20 protein-coding genes are annotated in these 18,530 nt (G+C 67.4%); 18 read left to right on the top strand and 2 right to left on the bottom strand.

What is annotated here, in order from left to right:
* Positions 1–165: 165 nt before the first annotated feature.
* From AB1346_08105 to AB1346_08035, 15 genes are all read left to right on the top strand, one after another.
* Complete coding sequence (locus AB1346_08105) at positions 166–876, top strand: flagellar hook-basal body protein (GenBank protein MEW6720396.1); 711 nt, start codon at positions 166–168, stop codon at positions 874–876.
* Positions 877–915: 39 nt separating this feature from the next.
* A complete protein-coding gene (gene flgG, locus AB1346_08100) occupies positions 916–1,704 on the top strand; it encodes a flagellar basal-body rod protein FlgG (protein ID MEW6720395.1) in 789 nt (262 codons plus the stop codon).
* The gene (flgA, locus tag AB1346_08095; protein MEW6720394.1) at positions 1,701–2,372 is read left to right on the top strand and encodes a flagellar basal body P-ring formation chaperone FlgA; all 672 of its coding nucleotides are present in this window, start codon (positions 1,701–1,703) and stop codon (positions 2,370–2,372) included. The genes flgG and flgA overlap by 4 nt, the downstream gene beginning before the upstream one ends.
* Entirely contained in the window at positions 2,344–3,057 is a 714-nt protein-coding gene (locus AB1346_08090; GenBank protein ID MEW6720393.1) for a flagellar basal body L-ring protein FlgH, read from the top strand. Before flgA ends, AB1346_08090 begins: the two co-directional genes overlap by 29 nt.
* Positions 3,058–3,079: 22 nt before the next feature.
* A complete protein-coding gene (locus AB1346_08085; GenBank protein ID MEW6720392.1) occupies positions 3,080–4,225 on the top strand; it encodes a flagellar basal body P-ring protein FlgI in 1,146 nt (381 codons plus the stop codon).
* Between the two features lies 1 nt (position 4,226).
* Positions 4,227–5,126 carry a peptidoglycan DD-metalloendopeptidase family protein gene (locus tag AB1346_08080; protein ID MEW6720391.1) on the top strand — a complete coding sequence of 300 codons (900 nt, stop codon included), beginning with the start codon at positions 4,227–4,229 and terminating at the stop codon, positions 5,124–5,126.
* A 25-nt stretch (positions 5,127–5,151) separates the two neighbouring features.
* Positions 5,152–5,433, top strand: coding sequence for a flagellar biosynthesis anti-sigma factor FlgM (flgM, locus tag AB1346_08075; GenBank protein ID MEW6720390.1), 282 nt, complete (start codon positions 5,152–5,154; stop codon positions 5,431–5,433).
* Positions 5,430–5,894 carry a flagellar protein FlgN gene (locus tag AB1346_08070; GenBank protein ID MEW6720389.1) on the top strand — a complete coding sequence of 155 codons (465 nt, stop codon included), beginning with the start codon at positions 5,430–5,432 and terminating at the stop codon, positions 5,892–5,894. Before flgM ends, AB1346_08070 begins: the two co-directional genes overlap by 4 nt.
* Position 5,895: 1 nt before the next feature.
* Positions 5,896–7,518, top strand: a complete 1,623-nt coding sequence (gene flgK, locus AB1346_08065) for a flagellar hook-associated protein FlgK (protein MEW6720388.1) — start codon at positions 5,896–5,898, stop codon at positions 7,516–7,518.
* Positions 7,515–8,519, top strand: a complete 1,005-nt coding sequence (gene flgL, locus AB1346_08060) for a flagellar hook-associated protein FlgL (protein MEW6720387.1) — start codon at positions 7,515–7,517, stop codon at positions 8,517–8,519. Before flgK ends, flgL begins: the two co-directional genes overlap by 4 nt.
* A 63-nt stretch (positions 8,520–8,582) precedes the next feature.
* A complete protein-coding gene (gene csrA / locus AB1346_08055; GenBank protein ID MEW6720386.1) occupies positions 8,583–8,807 on the top strand; it encodes a carbon storage regulator CsrA in 225 nt (74 codons plus the stop codon).
* Complete coding sequence (gene fliW / locus AB1346_08050; protein ID MEW6720385.1) at positions 8,808–9,194, top strand: flagellar assembly protein FliW; 387 nt, start codon at positions 8,808–8,810, stop codon at positions 9,192–9,194.
* A 7-nt stretch (positions 9,195–9,201) separates the two neighbouring features.
* The gene (locus tag AB1346_08045) at positions 9,202–10,275 is read left to right on the top strand and encodes a flagellar hook-length control protein FliK (GenBank protein MEW6720384.1); all 1,074 of its coding nucleotides are present in this window, start codon (positions 9,202–9,204) and stop codon (positions 10,273–10,275) included.
* 2 nt (positions 10,276–10,277) lie between these two features.
* Positions 10,278–10,556: an EscU/YscU/HrcU family type III secretion system export apparatus switch protein gene (locus AB1346_08040; protein ID MEW6720383.1), complete on the top strand. Its 279-nt coding sequence runs from the start codon at positions 10,278–10,280 to the stop codon at positions 10,554–10,556.
* Between the two features lie 23 nt (positions 10,557–10,579).
* Positions 10,580–11,848 carry an HD-GYP domain-containing protein gene (locus tag AB1346_08035; GenBank protein ID MEW6720382.1) on the top strand — a complete coding sequence of 423 codons (1,269 nt, stop codon included), beginning with the start codon at positions 10,580–10,582 and terminating at the stop codon, positions 11,846–11,848.
* Here the strand turns inward: AB1346_08035 and AB1346_08030 are convergent.
* Positions 11,796–12,929 carry an SPASM domain-containing protein gene (locus tag AB1346_08030; GenBank protein ID MEW6720381.1) on the bottom strand — a complete coding sequence of 378 codons (1,134 nt, stop codon included), beginning with the start codon at positions 12,927–12,929 and terminating at the stop codon, positions 11,796–11,798. The two genes, AB1346_08035 and AB1346_08030, sit on opposite strands and share 53 nt — an antisense overlap.
* 28 nt (positions 12,930–12,957) lie before the next feature.
* Entirely contained in the window at positions 12,958–15,795 is a 2,838-nt protein-coding gene (locus tag AB1346_08025; protein MEW6720380.1) for a methyltransferase, read from the bottom strand.
* A gap of 406 nt (positions 15,796–16,201) precedes the next feature.
* On the opposite strand from AB1346_08025, the gene AB1346_08020 reads away from it, so the two are divergent.
* From AB1346_08020 to fliD, 3 genes are all read left to right on the top strand, one after another.
* A complete protein-coding gene (locus AB1346_08020) occupies positions 16,202–17,038 on the top strand; it encodes a flagellin (protein ID MEW6720379.1) in 837 nt (278 codons plus the stop codon).
* 58 nt (positions 17,039–17,096) lie between these two features.
* Positions 17,097–17,459, top strand: a complete 363-nt coding sequence (locus tag AB1346_08015) for a flagellar protein FlaG (protein ID MEW6720378.1) — start codon at positions 17,097–17,099, stop codon at positions 17,457–17,459.
* Positions 17,460–18,530 (top strand): flagellar filament capping protein FliD (fliD, locus tag AB1346_08010; GenBank protein MEW6720377.1); only part of this gene is annotated, 1,071 nt, incomplete at its 3' end.

Here is an 18,530-nt window from a genome sequence, read left to right as displayed (position 1 = left end):
TCGCCGCCCGTAAGTCCCCCGAAAGGGGCAATTCTTGCCGCCGGGGGAAAGTTTTTCCGTCCGAAGCGCCAGAAATCCCTTGTATTTTCAATAGAACCTCCCGTTACGCCGAAGTTTTCCCCTCTCTCGCATGCGATGGCATCAAGCTTGCAATACCTTTCGGTCATGTATAAAGGCATCTACATCGCGCTTTCCGGCTCGGTCTTGAAACAGGGGCAGCTCGACACCCTGTCCCACAACGTCGCCAACGCGAGCACCGTCGGCTTCAAGAAGGACCGCTCCTCGTTCCGGGAATACCTCATCTCCGGGATCAGCGGGATGCCCGACAGCGACGAGGGGCGGACGATGACCGACCTCTCCGAGGTCAAGACCGACTTCGCGGCGGGGAACCAGTTCCGCACCGGCAATCCGCTCGACGTCGCCATCAGCGGGAACGGGTTCCTCTGCATCGAGGGCGGCCGCTACACGCGGAAGGGCGACCTCCAGGTCGCCCGGGACGGGCACCTCGTGACGCAGCGGGGGCGCAACGTCCTGGGCGAGGGCGGGCCGATCCAGCTTCCCCCGGGGCAGGTGGAGATCGCGCCCAACGGCGAGGTGCGCGTCGAAGGCACCGCCGTCGGAAAGCTCAAGATCGTCGATTTCGAAAACACCGGCTCCCTCACGGAGCTCGAGGACGGGGAGTATACCGCGAAGGATGCCCCGGTCCCCTCGACCGCCTCCGTGGCCTCGGGGCACCTCGAGGCCTCCAACGTCGAGGTGGTCAAGGAGATGGTCCGGATGATCGAGACGATGCGGGAATTCGAGATGTACCAGAAGGCGATCAAGGCGTTCGACGACGCCGCGGCGCGCGTCAACGGGGAGATGGCGAAGGTCTGAAAGACGGCGGGCGGCACGCCCGCGTGAGGGAGGACGGGGATGATCCGGTCTTTGTACACGGCGGCGACAGGCATGGAGGCGCAACGGCTGAACATCGACGTGGTGGCGAACAATCTCGCCAACGTCAACACCACCGGCTACAAGCGGTCGCGCGCCGACTTCCAGGACCTCATCTACCAGACCATCTCGGAGCCGGGCGCCACGTCGGCCGAGGGAATGGAGATCCCCTCGGGGATCCAGGTGGGGCTCGGCGTCCGCACCGTCGCCGTCCAGAAGATGTTCGAGCAGGGCGACTTCTCCGCGACGGGGAACCCGCTCGACCTCGTGATCGAGGGCGACGGCTTCTTCCAGGTCACCAAGCCCGACGGAGAGATCGGGTACACCCGGGCGGGCGCGTTCAAGCTCGACAGCCAGGGGCGCATCGTGACCTCCGACGGGTACCCCGTCGAGCCCTCCCTTACGATCCCCTCCGACGCGACGAGCATCACGGTCGGCACCGACGGGAAGATCACCGTCACGCAGGCGGGAAGCGGTACCCCGAGCGAGGTCGGGCAGATCGCCCTGGCGCGCTTCTCGAACCCCGCGGGGCTCCGTTCGCTCGGGAAGAACCTGTTCGCCCCGACCGAATCGTCGGGAGAGGCGATCACGGCGAATCCCGGGGCGGACGGGATGGGAACGATCGGCCAGGGGTTCCTCGAAATGAGCAACGTGAACGTCGTCGAGGAGATGGTCAACATGATCGTCAGCCAGCGGGCCTACGAGATCAACTCGAAGGCGGTCACAGCCTCCGACGAGATGCTCCAGGTCATCAACAACCTGATCCGATGAAGGTCGTCCGGGGCGGCCTCCTTTTCGTTCTGGCGCTCCTCGCCGCCGCGGCGCCCGCCGCCGCGGGCGCGCCCGTGCCTTCGCCCGAAGCGATCCTCAAGGATTACGTCCTCTCGCAGCGGCCATGGTCCGACGTCGAGCTGCGGGACCTCTCCCTGGACGCGCGGCCGCCCGCGGAGCTGCCGCGGCGGATCTCCGTCCGGAAGGGGCTTCCCGGAAAGACGGTCTTCGCGATGGAGTACGGGAACGGCGCCGTCGTGACGGCGACGGCCGACGTGGAGGCGTTCGAGGAGATCGTGGTGACGTCCCGCCGCCTGTCCAGGGACCGCTCCCTCGGGGAGGACGACGTGTATCTCGCCCGTACGGAGATCGGGCGGGTTCCCCAGGGCGCCCTCCGGGACCCGGAGGCGGCCGTCGGGAAGGTCCTGAACCGGTCGGTCGGCGCGAACGTCCCGCTTCTTTCCCGGCACCTTGCCGGCTCGAAGGTCGTGAAGCGGGGGCGGAAGGTCACCCTGGTCGCCGAGAGCGGCGGGGTGCGGATCGCCGCCGCCGGCGAGACGCGCGAGGACGCCCGCGTGGACGATTCCGTGAGGACCGTCAACCTTGCATCGAAAAAGATTGTCACGGGGATCCTGGTCGATGAAAACACGGTCCGTGTCGATTACTAAGTCCGTACCGGCCGCCCTGCTGCTCGCTGCCGTCCTGCTGCAGGGGTGCGCCACCACGCCGAAGCTTCCCCCGCCGCCTCCGAAATACGTCCAGCACCAGGAGCGGCCTCCCGAGGTGTCCTCGTCCAACTCCCTCTGGCGCGAGGGAGGGGGGCTGCTCGAGGACTTCCGGGCGAGGAGGGTCAACGACCTGCTCACCATAAACGTGCTCGAGAGCATCTCCGGGTCGGGGGCCGCCGACACGGCCGCGGCGCGGAACTCCAGCCTCGACGCGGCGGTCACGGACTTCTTCGGGGCGCCGCTGAACCTGAACCGGCCGAACCTGTACGGGAAGGGATTCACGTTCTCGCCCACCGTGAGCGGCAAGATGACGGACGACTTCAAGGGAACGGGATCGACGAACCGGACGGGGAGCATCATCGGGACGATCACCGCCCGCGTCACGGAAGTGATGCCGAACGGGACGCTCTCGGTGGAGTCGCGCAAGGAGATCACGATCAACAACGAGAAGCAGACGCTGGTCCTCCGGGGCGCGGTGCGGCCCGAGGACATCTCCGTGGCGAACACGATCCTGAGCACCAAGGTCGCCGACGCCGAGATCTTCCTGGTGGGGGACGGCGTCCTCCAGGACAAGCAGAAGCCGGGCTGGCTCGTCCGGATCCTCGACAACGTCTGGCCGTTCTAGACCGATGGAAGGGATGGGAGCGATGATGAGAACGGACAGGATAACCTCCCGGCGGACCGGATCGGCGGGACGGCGCCTTGCGGCCGCCCTCCTGGCGGCGGCCCTCCTGCTGCCCGCCCTCGCGGTCCCCTGCCGCGCGGAGCGGATCAAGGACCTCGCGGCGTTCGAGGGGGTCCGGGAGAACCAGCTCATCGGGTACGGCCTCGTCGTCGGGCTGGCCGGGGGGGGCGACAACAAGGGTCCCGCCGTCCAGAGCATGGTCAACATGCTGCAGCGGATGGGGCTCGTCGTCGACGAAGCCGACATCAAGTCAAAGAACGCGGCGGCGGTCATGGTCACGGCGGCGCTGCCGCCCTTCCCGAGGCCGGGCACGCGCATCGACGTCTCCGTGTCCGCCATGAACGACGCCAAGACGCTGCAGGGCGGCACGCTCCTGATGACTCCGCTGAAGGGCGCCGACGGCAGGGTCTACGCGATCGCGCAGGGACCCGTCTCGGTCGGAGGCTTCGTCGGCGGAGAGGGAGGGGCCAAGGTCGTGAAGAACCACCCCACCGTCGGGAGCATTCCGGGCGGCGGGACCGTGGAGAAGGACCTCCCGTTCACGCTCGGGCAGGGCGATTCCCTGCGGCTCTTCCTCCGCCGGCAGGACTTCACGAACGCGACCCGCATCGCGGCGAAGATCAACGAGGAGCTCAAGGGCGACCGGGCCGCGGCCGTCGATCCCGCCACCGTCCGGATCCGCGTGCCCGACGAGTACCGGGAGCGGCTCCCCGAGCTGATCTCCGCCGTCGAGGCGCTCCAGGTGCCGATCGACCTGCCCGCTCGCGTGACCGTCAACGAGAAGACGGGGACCGTCGTCATCGGCGAGAACGTGAAGATCTCCCCGGTGGCCATCGCCCACGGGAATCTGACCATCGAGGTCCGCACCGACCTGAAGGTGTCGCAGCCCAATCCGTTCGGCCCCAAGGGATCGGAGACGGTCGTGGTCCCGGAATCGCAGGTGACGGCCAGCGAGCCGAAGGTCGCGCTCATGGAGGTCTCCGGCGCGTCGTTGGGGGACATCGTTCGAGGGCTCAACGCGCTCGGCGTTTCCCCGAGGGATCTGATCGCCATCCTCCAGGCGCTGCGGACGTCGGGCGCGCTGCGGGCCGAGCTGGAGATCATCTGACGTGAAGATCCCTTCCGCCCCGTCGGCGCAGCTCCCCCAGGGCATCGAGTCGCTGCGGGGGAGGAAGGACCCCGAGGCCGTCCGCGCGGCCGCCCGGGAAATGGAGTCGCTGTTCGCCTACGAAATGGTCAAGGCGATGCGGTCGGCGTCGGGAGGACCGGCCTCCGGGGAAGGCTTCGGCGGGGAGGTGTACGGTTCGCTGTTCGACATGGAGCTGGCGCGCGTGCTGTCCTCCCGGGGGCTCGGCCTCCAGGAGCTTCTCCTGAAAGGCATGGGGCACGCGGAATCCGCGGGGAAATCGGCGACACCGCCCGGCGCCGCGGCGCCTTCCGTTTCGCCTTCCCCAATCTCGATTTCCCCCCTCCTCCCATCGACCGTACCCGTGCCGGCACCCTCGAGCGCCGAAGCGCCCGGGCAGCCCGTCTCTTCCGCACAGGAAATTTCCGACCCGCACACTCACGAACCGCTGGAAGAAGGCGCGTTCCCCATCCGCGACGGGGGCCGGGTCAGCTCCCCGTTCGGCTACCGGAAGGACCCGTTCACGGGGGAAACCCGCTTCCACCACGGTGTAGACATCGCCGCCCCCGAAGGGACGGCCGTTTATCCCGCGAGAGGGGGGGAGGTGACGTTCAGCGGACACCAGAACGGCTACGGGAACGTCGTCGTGATCGACCACGGGAACGGGTTCGTCACGAAATACGCCCACAACCGGGCCAACCGGGTCGCCGCGGGCGACCGGGTGGATCCGGAGACGGTCATCGCCGAAGTCGGGAGCTCGGGCCGCTCGACGGGCCCACACCTGCACTTCGAGGTCCAATACGAGGGGAAAAAAGTCCCGCCGTTGGCGGTTTTCGCCGGAATCGCTAAAGGGAGGAGCGGTTCATCCGATAAGTATTCGTAAAGGACCGTACCACGGGGGGCAGGCGATGAAGATCCACGGCGGCAGACCTCCGGAGAACGCGGATGTCGTCAGAATCGGTAACGCGAGCAAAAACAGCAAGTTGGAAGGGAAAAGGGAGGCGGCCGTCTCCGACCGGGTCGACCTGTCGGGCGGCGCGAAGGAGATTGCGGACCTCCGGGGGATCCTGAACGCCCTCCCGGAGATCCGGCAGGAGAAGGTAAGTGAAATCAGGAACTTGATCGAAACCGGGAAATACGTTCCGGACCCCGACAAGATCGCTGGGAGGATGATCGACGAGATCGTATGAGCACCCTGGCTTCCATGAAAGCCATCCTGCGGGAGCAGGAGGCGTGCTGCAAATCGCTGGTGGGCCTCCTCCAGAAGGAGAGGACCCACCTCATCGAACTGGACGCGAAGGCGGTGGAGGGGCTCGCGAAGGAGAAGGACACTCTCCTCTTCCGCATGCGCCTTCTGGAAGAGGAACGGCAGCGGCTTGCCGGGGCGCTCTCGGCGGAGTGGCCGGAGCCGCGCGACGGCGAGCTGACTCTCCGGGCCATCGCGGAGCGGACAGGCGACGCCGAGCTTTCCGGGATCCGTCTCAAGCTCGTCTCGCTGGTCCAGAGCATCGAGGACCTGAACGGCTTCAACCGCCACCTCGTCGACCGCTCCCTGAGCGGCGTGCGGACGGCCACGGCGTTCTTCAACGCGTTCGGCGGACGGCGGACGGAAACCGCCGCCACCGGGACGCTCCTGTCGCGGGAGACGTGACATGTCCCTGATGAACCTCCTGAACGTCGGGAAGTCCGCGCTGTTCGCCAGCCAGACCGCGCTGAACGTCACGGGCCACAACATCGCCAACGTCAATACGTCCGGATACACCCGCCAGGAGGTGGTCCTCGAGATCGCCACGCCGGCGGCCAATTCGAGCGGGTACATCGGCCGGGGCGTGTCGATCGCCGCCGTCAAGCGGAGCTACGCCCGATTCGTCGAGGGGCAGCTCCTAGGCCAACGGCAGAACCTCGGCAGGTCGACCGCTTTGAACGAGGTCCTGTCCCAGGTGGAGCAGGTGTTCAACGACGCGGCGGGGGTCGGGCTCTCGGAGAGCATCGAGGCGTTCTTCGGCTCCTGGCAGTCGCTCACCTCGTCCCCCGACGACGCGGCGAAGCGGACGGTCCTGCTCTCGGACGCCGAATCGCTGGTATCCGCCGCGAAGCAGATGGAGCAGGACCTGCTGGACACGATCGGCGAGATCGACGACGAGATCGCCGACATCGCCGGGGAAGTCAACCGGCTCGCGGACGGGATCGCGCGTCTCAACGAGCAGATCGTGCGGGTCGAGGCCGGGGACTCCGGCACGTCCGCGAACGACCTGCGCGACGCGCGGGGCGCCCTCGTGACCGAGCTGGCGGACCTCGTTCAACTCAGCACCCGGGAGGACGAGGACGGATCGCTGACCGTCGTCGTCGGGATGCGCAACCTCGTCGACGGCACGCGGGTCAACGGGATGACGGCCTCCGCCGACCCGTCGGGGGCCGTCCGCCTCGAGATCGACGGCGTGGACGTCGCTCCCCGGATCGGGAAGGGGCGGGTGAGCGGTCTGCTCGACGCGCGGACCGCGATCGAATCGGGGCCGCTGAAGGGGCTCCGCCGCCTCGCCGCCGCGCTGACGGTGGAGATCAACGCGCTCCACCGCGGCGGGTACGGCCTCGACGGCTCGACGGGAAACGATTTCTTCTCGCCCCTGACGCTGTCCTCCACGGACGCGTCCGCCGGGGCGGACGTGACCGCGGCTTCGATCACGGACCCGGGCGCCCTGACGCTTTCCGAGTACGACGTGACCATCGGGGCCGGCGGCGCCTACACCGTGAAGAACCGGGACACCGGCGCAACCGTCGCGACGGGGACGTTCTCCTCGGGCAGCCCCATCGCCTTCGACGGCATCTCGGTCACGCTGACCGGCACGGTCGCCGCGGGCGACTCGTTCTCGGTGAGCCCCCTCGCGGGCGCGGTGTCGAATTTCGGCGTCTCGATTTCCGATACCGACGAGATCGCCGCGGCGGACGCCGCGTCCTCCCTGCCGGGCGACAACCGGAACGCGCTGCGGATCGCGGCGCTCGCCGACGCGGGCGTATCCACTCTCGGGAACGCGACGGTCTCCGGATATTACGCGGGGCTCGTGACGTCGGTCGGCTCGATGGCGGCGGACGCCTCGGACCTGCAGACGTTCGACGCGAACCTCCACACGGAGCTCGCCAACCAGCGCGATTCCGCGTCGGGCGTGTCGCTCGACGAGGAGGCGACGAGCCTCATCGTCTATCAGCGGGCCTTCGAGGCGGCGGCGCGCCTGATCTCGGTCACGGACGAGCTCCTCCAGACGGTGCTCTCGTTATGAGGATCTCCACGCAGCAGATGTATCGCCAGTCCACCGACTCCCTGATGCGGTCGCTCTCGGAGCTGTACCGGCTGAACGAGCAGATCTCCTCGGGGAAGCGGATCAACAAGCCGTCGGACGACGTGACGGGGATCTCCCGGGCGATGGACTACAAGGTATCCATCGCCGCGGGCGAGCGGTACCTGGGCAACGTCTCCGACGCGACGAGCGCCATCACGGCCGCGGAGTCCGCGCTGTCCTCGGTCAACACCGCCCTGACCCGGGTGCGGGCGCTGGCGGTCCAGGGGGCGAGCGATTCGACGGGGGCGTCCTCCCGGGCGGCGCTCGCGGAGGAGGTCGGCCAGCTCCGGGACCAGATCCTGTCGCTGGCCAACAGCAAGGCCGGGAGCCGGTACCTCTTCTCGGGCTTCCGGACCGACGCTCCCGCGTTCGACGCTTCCTACGCCTACCAGGGCGACGCAGGGGCGGTCAACATGGCGGTCGGCGACGGCGTGCTGATTCCGAAGAACGTCACCGGGGCGGCCGCCTTCGGGTATTCCCTTTCGTCGGAGGAGGTCGTCGAGATCGCCGACGGGCGCTATGCCCACTACATTCCCGGAAGCGGTACGACGATCACGGTCGAGATCCGCGATTCCGACGACACGACGGTCCTAGATTCGTTCTCCTTCGACAACGCGATGGAGATGACCGACCTGCTGTGTTCGGCGATGGAGGGAAACGACACGCTGAGGATCTCCGCGCTGCTCTCGCCGATCGACGCCATGGAGGATCATGTGAACAACGTCCGGGCCGACCTGGGCGCGCGGCTCAACCGGCTCGAGGACCAGGGGACGCGGCTCGAGGACCGGAATCTCCTGACCGAGGAATCGCTCGCCTCCGTGGAGGGCGCGGACATCGTCGCGACCGCCAGCGACCTCGCCAAGGCGGGCACGGTGCTCGAGGCGATCCAGGCGGCGACGGCGAAAATGCTCTCGCAGTCGCTCCTCGATTTCCTCGACTGACGGGAATCGCTGTATACTGACGCCGCAGGAGGAGGATAGACACAGGAAGGGACAGGGGGGGGAATGCTCGTTCTGACAAGGAAGTCGGATGAAGCGTTCAAGATCGGCGACGACATCACGGTGACGGTGCTGGCCATCCGCGGGAACCAGGTGCAGATCGGCATCAGCGCGCCCCCCGCCGTCCGGATCTACCGGGCGGAGATCTACGAGAAGATCAAGTCGGAAAACATCGTGTCGTCCGGGCTGACGCCCGACGATTTCAGGAAGCTGAAGGACAAGGTGAAATAGATGGTCTCTTTCGCGACGTCCCGGTTCGGTCCCCTCGAAGTCGGCGAAGACAGGATCATCCGCTTTCCGGTCGGCCTGCTCGGGTTTCCCGCCCTGAACCGGTACGTCCTCATCGATTATAAGGACACCCCGCTGAAATGGCTCCAGTCGGTGGAGGATCCCGATGTCGCCTTCATCGTGACGGACCCGAAGACGATCGCGGGCGACGGGGAGATCACCCTCGGCGAGGACGTCGTGCGGTTCCTCCAGATCGAAAGCGAGGAGGAGCTGGCGGTCCTTTTGATGTTGCGGGTCGAAGGCGACAAGGTCATCGCGAACCTCAACGGTCCCCTCGCGATCAATTCCAACCGCATGCTCGGAGTGCAGGCCGTCATCGACAGGGCCTGAACGCCCCGTGTTCCCCTTTCCGTTTCCCCCCGTTTTCCCCGGATCCCTCCCCAGGATCGACGGCATCGCCCGGATCGAGAACGCGCTGACCTTCGCGGCCTCTTCGGGAGGCGCCCTTCGGCTGAAGATCGGCGACGTCGTCAAGGCCGACGTGCTGACCCTCATGGCCGACGGGACCGTATCGATCCGCATCACGAAGGAGTCCGGGGAAAGCGCCGTCGTGTCCGCCCGGACGCGGGTCCCCCTCGACGCGGGGGAGTGCGTCCTCCTCAAGGTGACCGACGGGGACGGCGAGATCTCGCTGCAGTTCCTCGGAACGGCCGACCGGGAGAGCGGACGGTCGCCGGACCCGGCCGGGACCCGGGCGCCGGCCTCCGATGCGAGGCGGGCGCAGCAGACGTTCCGCGCCTTCCCCGAATCCGTGAAGTCGGCGATCCCGGGCTTCTCCCGCCTGGAAGGCGCTCCCGGCATGGAGCGGCTCACGGGCGAGGGCCTGAGGGAGGCGGTGGAGGGGTCCGGTGTTCTGCTCGAGACGAAGCTCGCCCTGGAGGCGGAAGGCGTTCCCCGGTCGGCCGACCGGAAGGAAGCGCTATTGCGCGTCGGCCAGGCGATGCGGGAGCTCGGCGGCTCGGCGGCGGTGCGGGGGTCGGGGATCAGCCCGGGAGAGACGGCGGTGAAGGTCGACGGGATGCTCTCCACGATCGAGTCGTACCAGGTCTCCTCCGCCGTCCACGGCGTCCTCCACGCCCCGCTCGCGCTCGATTGGGAGGAGCTCGAGGACGGCGAGATCCTGTTCCGGAGGAGGGACCGGGGGAAGGGGCAGTCGTACACGTGCACGATGAACCTCGACCTGGCCCCCATCGGAAAGCTGGCGGTCTCGGTGACGATGTACGACGGCTCCTTCTTCGTCTCGCTTTCTCCCGAAAGCGAGGAGACCCGCGCCCTCCTGGCCTCGCGCTCCGATGAGGTCGGGAAGCGGTTCCGGGAGGCGGGGCTGGCCCTTTCGGCGCTCGCGGTCCAGCGGCGGGAGCGCGTCGCGTTCGGCGTCCCCTCCGCGGACGGGATCGACCTGGAGGCATGAACATGAAGAACGGGCCCCGGGAGGCGGCGGCGCTGCGGTACGAGCGGGGGAAGGACGCCGCCCCGAAAATCGTCGCTAAGGGAAAAGGGGCGGTTGCCGATAAGATCCTCGAGACCGCGCGGAGGCACGGGATCCCGATCCGGGAGGACCGGGAGCTGGTCCGGGTGCTCGCTTCGCTCGACCTGTACCGCGAGATCCCGCCCGACCTTTACAAGGCGGTCGCGGAGATCCTTGCGTTCGTCTATTCCATGAACCGGGGTGCGGGGAAGCCGGCGCCGTAGGGAAAGAGGGGGCGAGGGGCGGCATGTCGTACAAGGTTTACGTATACGGGTCCCGGAAGGCGTTCCCCGCCGAGGGGCTGGCCGTCGGGACCCGTCTGCCGTTCGACGTCTTCATCAACGAGGGGAACGTCTTCACCAAACTGTACTCCGCGGGGACCCTTTACGGCCCCGGGGAGAGGGCCGAGCTCCGGCGCGCCGGCGTCGGCGAGGTGTACGTCGACGCGCGCGACGCCCGGGAGCTCGACCTGTACCTCCACAGGACCTCCGTCGAAACGCCCGCGAATCCCGAAGACCCCGAGACGGTGCAGGAATACATCGCGCACAAGCAACAGTACTACCAGATCGACCGGACCTTCCTGGTCCAGGGGAAGCGGGTCGATTTCGGGATCTACCGGCTCTACGACCTGCGGCTCACGCCGCTGGTTGACCCGTCGGAGCAGGGCTTCGGGACCATTCCCGGCGGGCTCGCGGCGATGCGCGGGGACTTCGTCATCCGGAACGAGGACATCGCGCGGTATCAGCTTTTTCTGGATTCCGTCGTGTCGGACATGGCGCGCGACGCCGCCTCCGGGGAGGAAAAGCAGAAGATCCAGGCGGTCGCCATCAAGGAGAAGTCGAAGACGATCGTCAAGGACCTGCTGGAGAACCCCCGGAGCGGGGAGAACATCAAGAAAGGCATGAAGATCGTCTCCGACCTGACGGAGTGCATCCTGAGCAACCAGGACATCCTGTTCGACCTCATCATGCTGAACAGCTACGACCAGTACACCTATACTCACTCGGTGAACGTCGCCGTTCTCTGCGCCGGCATCGGGGTCGCCTGCGGCCTGGCCCGTAGCGACGTGCACGTTCTCGGTATCGGGGCGCTGCTCCACGACGTCGGGAAGAGCGCGATCCCGGCAGAGATCCTGAACAAGCCCGGCCGGCTGAACGAGCGGGAGTACGAGATCATGAAGACCCACGTCGTCGAAGGGGCGAAGACCTTCGACGCCTCCGACGCTGTCCCCGCGGAGTCCCGCATGGTCGTCCTCCAGCACCACGAGCGGCTTTCCGGCACGGGGTATCCCAACCGGCTCACGGGAGGGGAGATCTCGCTCTTCGGCCGGATCTGCGCGATCGCCGACTGCTACGACGCGATGACGACGAACCGGCCGTACAAGGACGCCGGGACGCCGTTCCAGGCCCTGATGCAGATGAAGGTGGAGCGGCAGAGCTACGATTCCGCCATCCTGGACGGCTTCATCCGGATGCTCGGGAAGACGCAGGCGGCGCGCACGCGGGCAGCGGTCTGAGGGTGGTGGCCGCCTGGGGGGAAATCCCCAGCGCCTCCAGGTTGGCCAAGGCGTCCCCGAGGCTGCCGTCCAGCGAAAGGGCGATCCGGAAGCACTCCGCCGCCTCCCCCTTTTTCCCGAGGCCGTCGAGGATCACCCCGAGGTTGTTCCAGTTCGTCGCGTTCCCCGGATGCTTTCGCGCGATGTCGCGGGCCAGGCGCAGTGCGGAGGCGGTCTCTCCCGAGAGGTAGAGTCTCTCGACTCTCCCGACCAGGTCGGCCTCCCGGTTCCCCATACCCACCGCGGCGGAGCATCTCCGGCAAAGCGAGAGCGGTTCCCCTTCTTCTTCCAGCGATCTCAGAACCGACCGGGAGGCCGTGCTCTCCAGCAGTTCCACGTACTCCTGAACGGCCAGATTCCCCAGGATGTGCTCCATGTTGTAGTCCATGCAGCAAAGGAGCACGGTCCCGTCGGGAAGGAGAACGTTGTGGTTCAGGCGGTCTCCCGCACGTCCGCAGGTGATCCGCCCCGCGTGCGAACAGGCCTGCAACCCGCTCTCCCGCACGTTCCCGGCGCGGTCGATCAACGTGTCGAAGACGGGGAACGCGCCGTCGACGATCGGACGGACGGACGGGTGCAACGGCCCGTGGCAGGAGAACTGGCGCTCCCCCGTGACGTTCAACGGATGCCGCACGACCCGATCGAGCAGCCCCAGGTATACGTCGTTTACCGGAAGGTCGGAATTGCCGAGCGCGTCCGGGACATGGATCACGAAGTAGTCGTATTCGACCTCCCGGAGAGCGTCGAAATCCCGGTGCGTCATCCCCTTCAGCGTGGTGTAAACTGCGATCTTCCGCCCCTCCTCCGCAGCGTGCAGCAGCATGCGGGTGCACTCGGGGTGGGTCCACGGCTCGGCCATCCCCGAGAAATCGATCCGCACCCCGGGGGGGATCTTCCGCAGGCAATCGCGGAACAGGTCGAAGCTCATTTTCGGGACGCCGGACATGCCTCGGTACCGGGCGACGAGCCGGCCCTGCGGGCAGTACCGGCAGCGCACCCCGCAGCCGACGACCGTCGTGATCTCCATCGTTCCGTGGTCCATGCCCGCTCCCGTCCCCCCGCCTTCCGCCCTACCAGATCTTCAGGATCTCCCGCTCGACGCGGAGCGCCCTCCGGTCGTACCAGCCCTCCCGGACGAGCCGGCCCACCGTCTCCTCGCCCAGGACCTTCTCGGACAGCGAGAACGTCTGGTAGGAGAGGATCTGGAGGCGGGCCGCGTCGGGGTCATACAGGTGCAGCCCGGCGGGATCGCAGAGGAAGTCGTGGCCCCTGTCCTCGATGTGGTCGTACTGCCGGTGCCAGCCGTGCTCCCGCTCCGCCGGGGAGAACCGGCGCTTCCTGTCCTCGAACACCTTCTTCTCGCCGTGGCGCTGCCCCCGGACGGGATAGTGCCTCAGGAGGAACCGGGTGGGGAAGATCCTGCGCCCCTCGAAAAGGATGTCGTGCCCGCCGCTCTCGACGATCTCCGGCCGTACCCCGAGGTTCTTCCACGCCTTGACCTGGGCGTGGCTGGCGTGCTCGGGCAGCGGAAGGTAGTGCTTCATGTGCTCGCGGACGTCGGTGCCGGGGACGAACCCGTCGTCCACGGGCTTGAAGTTGAAGACGGCGAACTGGAGGGCGTTGTAGCCCATGGCGTCCGCGACCCGGATCGCCTCCTTCAGGGTGAGGCCGGGCCAGGGCGATTCGCGGAACTCGTCCGCGTCGTGATGGATGAACCAGTCGGCCCGAAGCGTCGCCGCGACCTCCTCCTTCCTCCGGAGGATCTCCTTCCACGCGTACCGGTGCCGCAGCTCCGCCGGGTACCCCGCGTCGTCGGGGAACCGCTCGATGCGGATCAGCCCCTTGCCCAGCCAGGCGGAGGCCTGCGCGACCGTGTCGTCGGTGGAGCAGTTGTCGATGAGGTAGACCTCGATCCCCTGCGCGATCAGGTCGCCGATCGCGTGCCGGATCACGTCGCCCTCGTTGTACGCGGCGACGATCGCCACGACGCGGAAGCCGTCGCTCCCCGGCGCGGCTTCCTTCGTCGCGGGGGCGCCTTCCCCCATCGCCTCGAGGTTGGCCGACGCGTCCGCCAGTCCGGGGTCCAGGGAAAGGGCGATGCGGAGGCATTCCCTCGCCTCGTCGGTCTTTTCCAGGCGGTTCAGGATCACGCCGAGGTTGTTCCAGTTCGTCGCGTTCCGCGGATGCCTTTTCGCGATGTCGCCGGCGAGGGTCAGCGCGGGGAGGAGCTCCCCGGCGCCGAACAGCTCCTCGACCCGGGCGACCGACGCCTCTTCTTCGCTTAAGGGCGCCGCGGGCCGCCGGAAAGGGAAGATCGCCGATTGGAGCGCTTTCTCCATGTTCGCCAGCTCCTCGAGGCGTTCGCCTCCGATCGATGCGCCGGACGCCGGGAGCGCCCAGCCGATAAAATCGCCGAGGACCGGGTCCGGTTGCGGCAGGAAGCGGACGACCCATTGCCGGCACCGGTGCCAGAAGTCGAAGAGGCCGCGGTACAGCACCCAGTCCATGGGGACCGGATCGTGCCAGCGCCATTCGTCGTCGATGTAGCGAAGCGCGCCGGACGGGTCCAGGATCAGGTTCCCCGGCTGGCAGTCGATATGGTCGGGCGGGAGGAGCTCCGTTCCCGGGAGCGCGCGCCCGCGCAGATAAGCGACCCACCGTGCGACGAGACGCACGAGCTCCTCCCCCCCGTCGTCGCGCCGGGCCGCACGCAGCATCTCCAGAAAGAGCGACCTGCCTCCGGGGATGAAGGGGATCCCCTGCTCCGCCGAAAGCGTCACCGGCGAATCCGGGAGCGGCGGGTGGTCGCCCGCCCGCGCCTTGGAGAGGACGGGGGCCCCGTTCTTCACGGCGAGGGTTGTGACGGTCCGGAACTCCGGGGAGCGAAGGAGATTGAACCGCTGTGCGACGAAGTCCGGCCGCCGGACCGGCGAGTCCGCGCCGATCGGTTTCGCCGCAGCCAGGAGGAGGAACGAGTTGGAGAATTCCGGGAGCAGGCCGGCGTCCGCCGCGGAGCAGAGGGCGAGCTGATCGCTGAAATGGTGCTCCCGCTCACGGGTGTAGTCCCGGAACGGCTCCCCGCACCAGTCGACCAGGTTGTACTCCCGGCATTCCCGCGCCGAGGCGAAGCGTGCGTTGAGGAAGGAGGAGGGGAGCTTGTAGTCCGGGAAGGGGAGAAGCAGCTCGGTCTCCGGGAGGCCGCACCGCTCCGCCAGCTCCACGAGCTCCCGCCGGCCGAAGGTGCGCGGGCCGCCGGGGGCGGGATATCCCTCGATGCCGGAAAACGGCTTTCCCAGGTGGTCCTCGGTGCATCCCGAAAAATACTTCATGCCCAGCCTGTTCTCGATGGCGACGACCAGCACGCCGTCCGGCGCGAGGAGCCCCCGGGCGAACCGGAGCGCCCCCTCGAACGGGTCCCCGGCCCGCCGCCAGTACATGCCGGCGTATTCGAGGACCCCGATCAGCGTCACGATGTCGAACGGCCCCTTGGGATCCATGTCGTCGAAGTTGCAGGCGACGACCTCGACGTTGTCCAGCTCCCTGCAGCGCATCCGGGCGAGCCGCGCCCGGACGGGGCTTCCCTCGACCGCGACGACGCGTCCGGCGCTTTCGCCGAGGTATCGGGTGACCGCGCCGCACCCGCATCCCAGCTCCAGCACCCTGGCGTCCTTTCCGATCCCCAGTGGCCGGAGGATATTGGCCCGGAGCGGTGAGAGGTGATATTCCGATGGCCAGTCCCTGATGGCCAGCTGCAGCTCCCGGGAGCAGGACGAAAGGTCGGCCGCCCCCTCCAGGGTCTGCCGGAGATACGCTTCCGGCGCGTCGCCGTCGGAATACGCGATCGGGTCCTCGACGAGAGGATGCCAGACGCCGTCGCGAAGCAGGAAGTCTTCGGGAAAGCGTTTCATCGGTTGAAGCGTACCGCCGGCCTCATGGTCCTTCCCTCCGCGAATCGGGAATGTCGAAATAGGCAGCAAATTGCATGCCCAATATTTTTTTCATATTTATAGGATACTTGCAGCAGACGAGGCCGGGAGGAACGACGGCGGCAGTCGGTTTTTTGACGTAGGTTTGCGGTCGTCTCCGGATTGACGCCGGAAGGGGCTCCGGTCGCCCGGGAATTTCCTAAAGGTTTGGGGGGCCCAACCGATAAATAAGTGCAGAGGCCGTTCGAGACTAAGGCTGGGGAGGAGGGGGGAAACGGACGCCGGGGGATGGGACCGGCGATACAGCCGAAACGCTCGCGGGCCGAAGAGGCCGCGGCTTCGAGACCGGGCATGGACGCCCGAAAAAAAATTCATGGAGGAATGAACCATGGCTCTTGTCATCAACACCAACATCGCTTCCCTGTCCGCGCAGAGAAACCTGGCCGCGAACAATGCCCAGCTCGGCACCTCGGTGCAGCGGCTGTCCTCGGGCCTCCGCATCAACAGCGCGAAGGACGACGCCGCCGGGCTGGCGATCTCCGAAAAGCTGCGGTCCCAGATCCGCAGCATCTCGGTCGCGATCCGCAACTCCCAGGACGGCATCTCCATGGCGCAAACCACCGAGGGCGGCCTCTCGGAAATGGGGAACATCCTCGGCCGTATGCGGGAACTGGCGGAGCAGGCCGCGAACGGCACCCTCGGCAATGCCGAGCGGATCACCCTGGACAAGGAATACCAGCAGCTGAAGACCGAGATCGACCGTATCGCCAACGCCACCGAGTTCAACGGCGCGAAGCTGCTGGACGGCTCGATGAGCACGACCGGCGTCACCCTGCAGGTCGGGTTCCAGAACGTGGCGGCCAACGACCGGATCACCTTCTTCAGCGGCATGGCGGCCGTCAACTCCTCCAAGCTCAGCCTGATGGCGGACATCAGCACGGTGGCGCACGCCCAGTCGAACCTCGACATGGTCACCAGCGCCATCGGCACGGTCGCGGCGGCCCGCGGCGAGCTCGGCGCCGTCATGAGCCGGCTGGAATCCACGATCTCGAACCTGCGGGTCACCTCGGAGAACCTCACGGCCGCGGACTCGGCGATCCGGGACGCGGACTTCGCGTACGAAGCGGCGCAGTTCACGAGGAACCAGATCCTCGTCCAGGCCGCGAACGCGATGGTGGCCCAGGCCAACGTGCTGCCGCAGGCGGCTCTCCAGCTTCTGCAGTAAGGACGTAGACGATCGGGGGGAGGGGGTCTCCCCTTCCCCCCGGTGACGGGTGGCTCAAATGGACGTGAAGACCGACATCATCGTGCCCGCATCCCCGCTGCCGGCTTCGTCCCTGCCCGCGGCCGGCGGAAGGGCCGCGGCCCCGGAAAGGGGCGCGGCAGGGAAGGAGCCGGATTTCGCCACGGTCCAGGAAGTGCTGCGCGATGCCCTGAACGTGGAGCCCGTGGCGGACCGCAAGCTGCGCATCGAATTCGAGAAGGAGCTTCACCAGATCGTGGTCAAGGTGTTCGACAAGGATACCGGGGAGCTGGTCCGCCAGATCCCGATGCCGGAGGAAATCTCGATCGCGAAGGGCCTTCGGGAGGCGATCCGGCGGATGGCCGGCGACCAGACCGGCATCGCCGTGTCCCAGGAGGTCTGATTGTCCACATTCTCGGTCAGCGGACTGATCTCGGGGATCGACTACAACTCGATGATCGAGCAGATCATCGAGCTGGAGCGGCAGCCGATCGAGCTGAAGGAGACCCGGCAGAAGGCGTACCAGACCAAGATCAGCAAGTACGGAGAGCTGTCGTCGAAGCTGGACGCCCTGAAAACAGCGGCGGACGGGCTGAGAACGTCGACCGCATTCTACGCCCGGGAGGCGGAAGCGAGCGACGGGACCGTCCTCAACGCGACGGCGTCCAGCTCGGCGACGGAGGGGAACTACGCGATCGTCGTGACCCGCCTCGCGCAGGCGCACCGGATCGCCTCGTCGGCCGTGGCGGCCGCGACGACCGTGGTGGCCTCCGGCGCGGGGAATTTCAGCTTCCAGGTCGGCGGCGGGGCGACGGTCACCGTGGCCGTCGACGCGACGACGACCCTGGAGAACCTGGCCGCCGCGATCAACACCGCCACGGACGACGCGGAAGCGAGCGTCATCAACGACGGCACCGGATACCGGCTCGTCCTCAAAAGCGTCGCCTCCGGCGCCGCGAACTCCATCACGGTGACGGAGAACGCCACCTCGCTCGGGCTGCCCACCGGCCCGGTCGCGGGGGGACAGGTGCTCCAGGCGGCACAGGACGCCGCGTTCACCGTGGACGGGCTGCCGATGACCCGCAGCACCAACACCGTGGAGGGCGCGATCGAAGGGGTGTCGTTCACCCTGAAGAAGGAGGGGAGCTCCTCCCTCTCCGTGACGAACGACACGGAAGCCATCCGGGAGAAGATCGAGGCGTTCGTCTCCGCGTACAACGGCGTCGTCACTCTGGTTTCCGACAACGTCGCGTACGACTCGGAGAGCGGAACCGCCAGCGCGTTCACGGGAGAGTCCACCGCGAGGGATGTCGTGAGCCGCCTGCAGTCGATCGTCGGGGGCCGCGTCACAGGCCTTTCGGAGGAGCTGCGCGTCCTCTCGCAGATCGGGATCAAGACGGAGAAGGACGGGACGCTGACCGTCGACGAGGCCGTCCTGTCCGACAAGCTCGTTTCCGACCTGGCCGGCGTGTCA

The sequence above is a fragment of the Thermodesulfobacteriota bacterium genome, from assembly GCA_040758155.1.
Taxonomy (GTDB): Bacteria; Desulfobacterota; Deferrimicrobia; order Deferrimicrobiales; family Deferrimicrobiaceae; genus UBA2219.
Note: the sequence above shows the minus strand (reverse complement) of the source record. Positions and strands in the feature narration are given on the sequence as shown.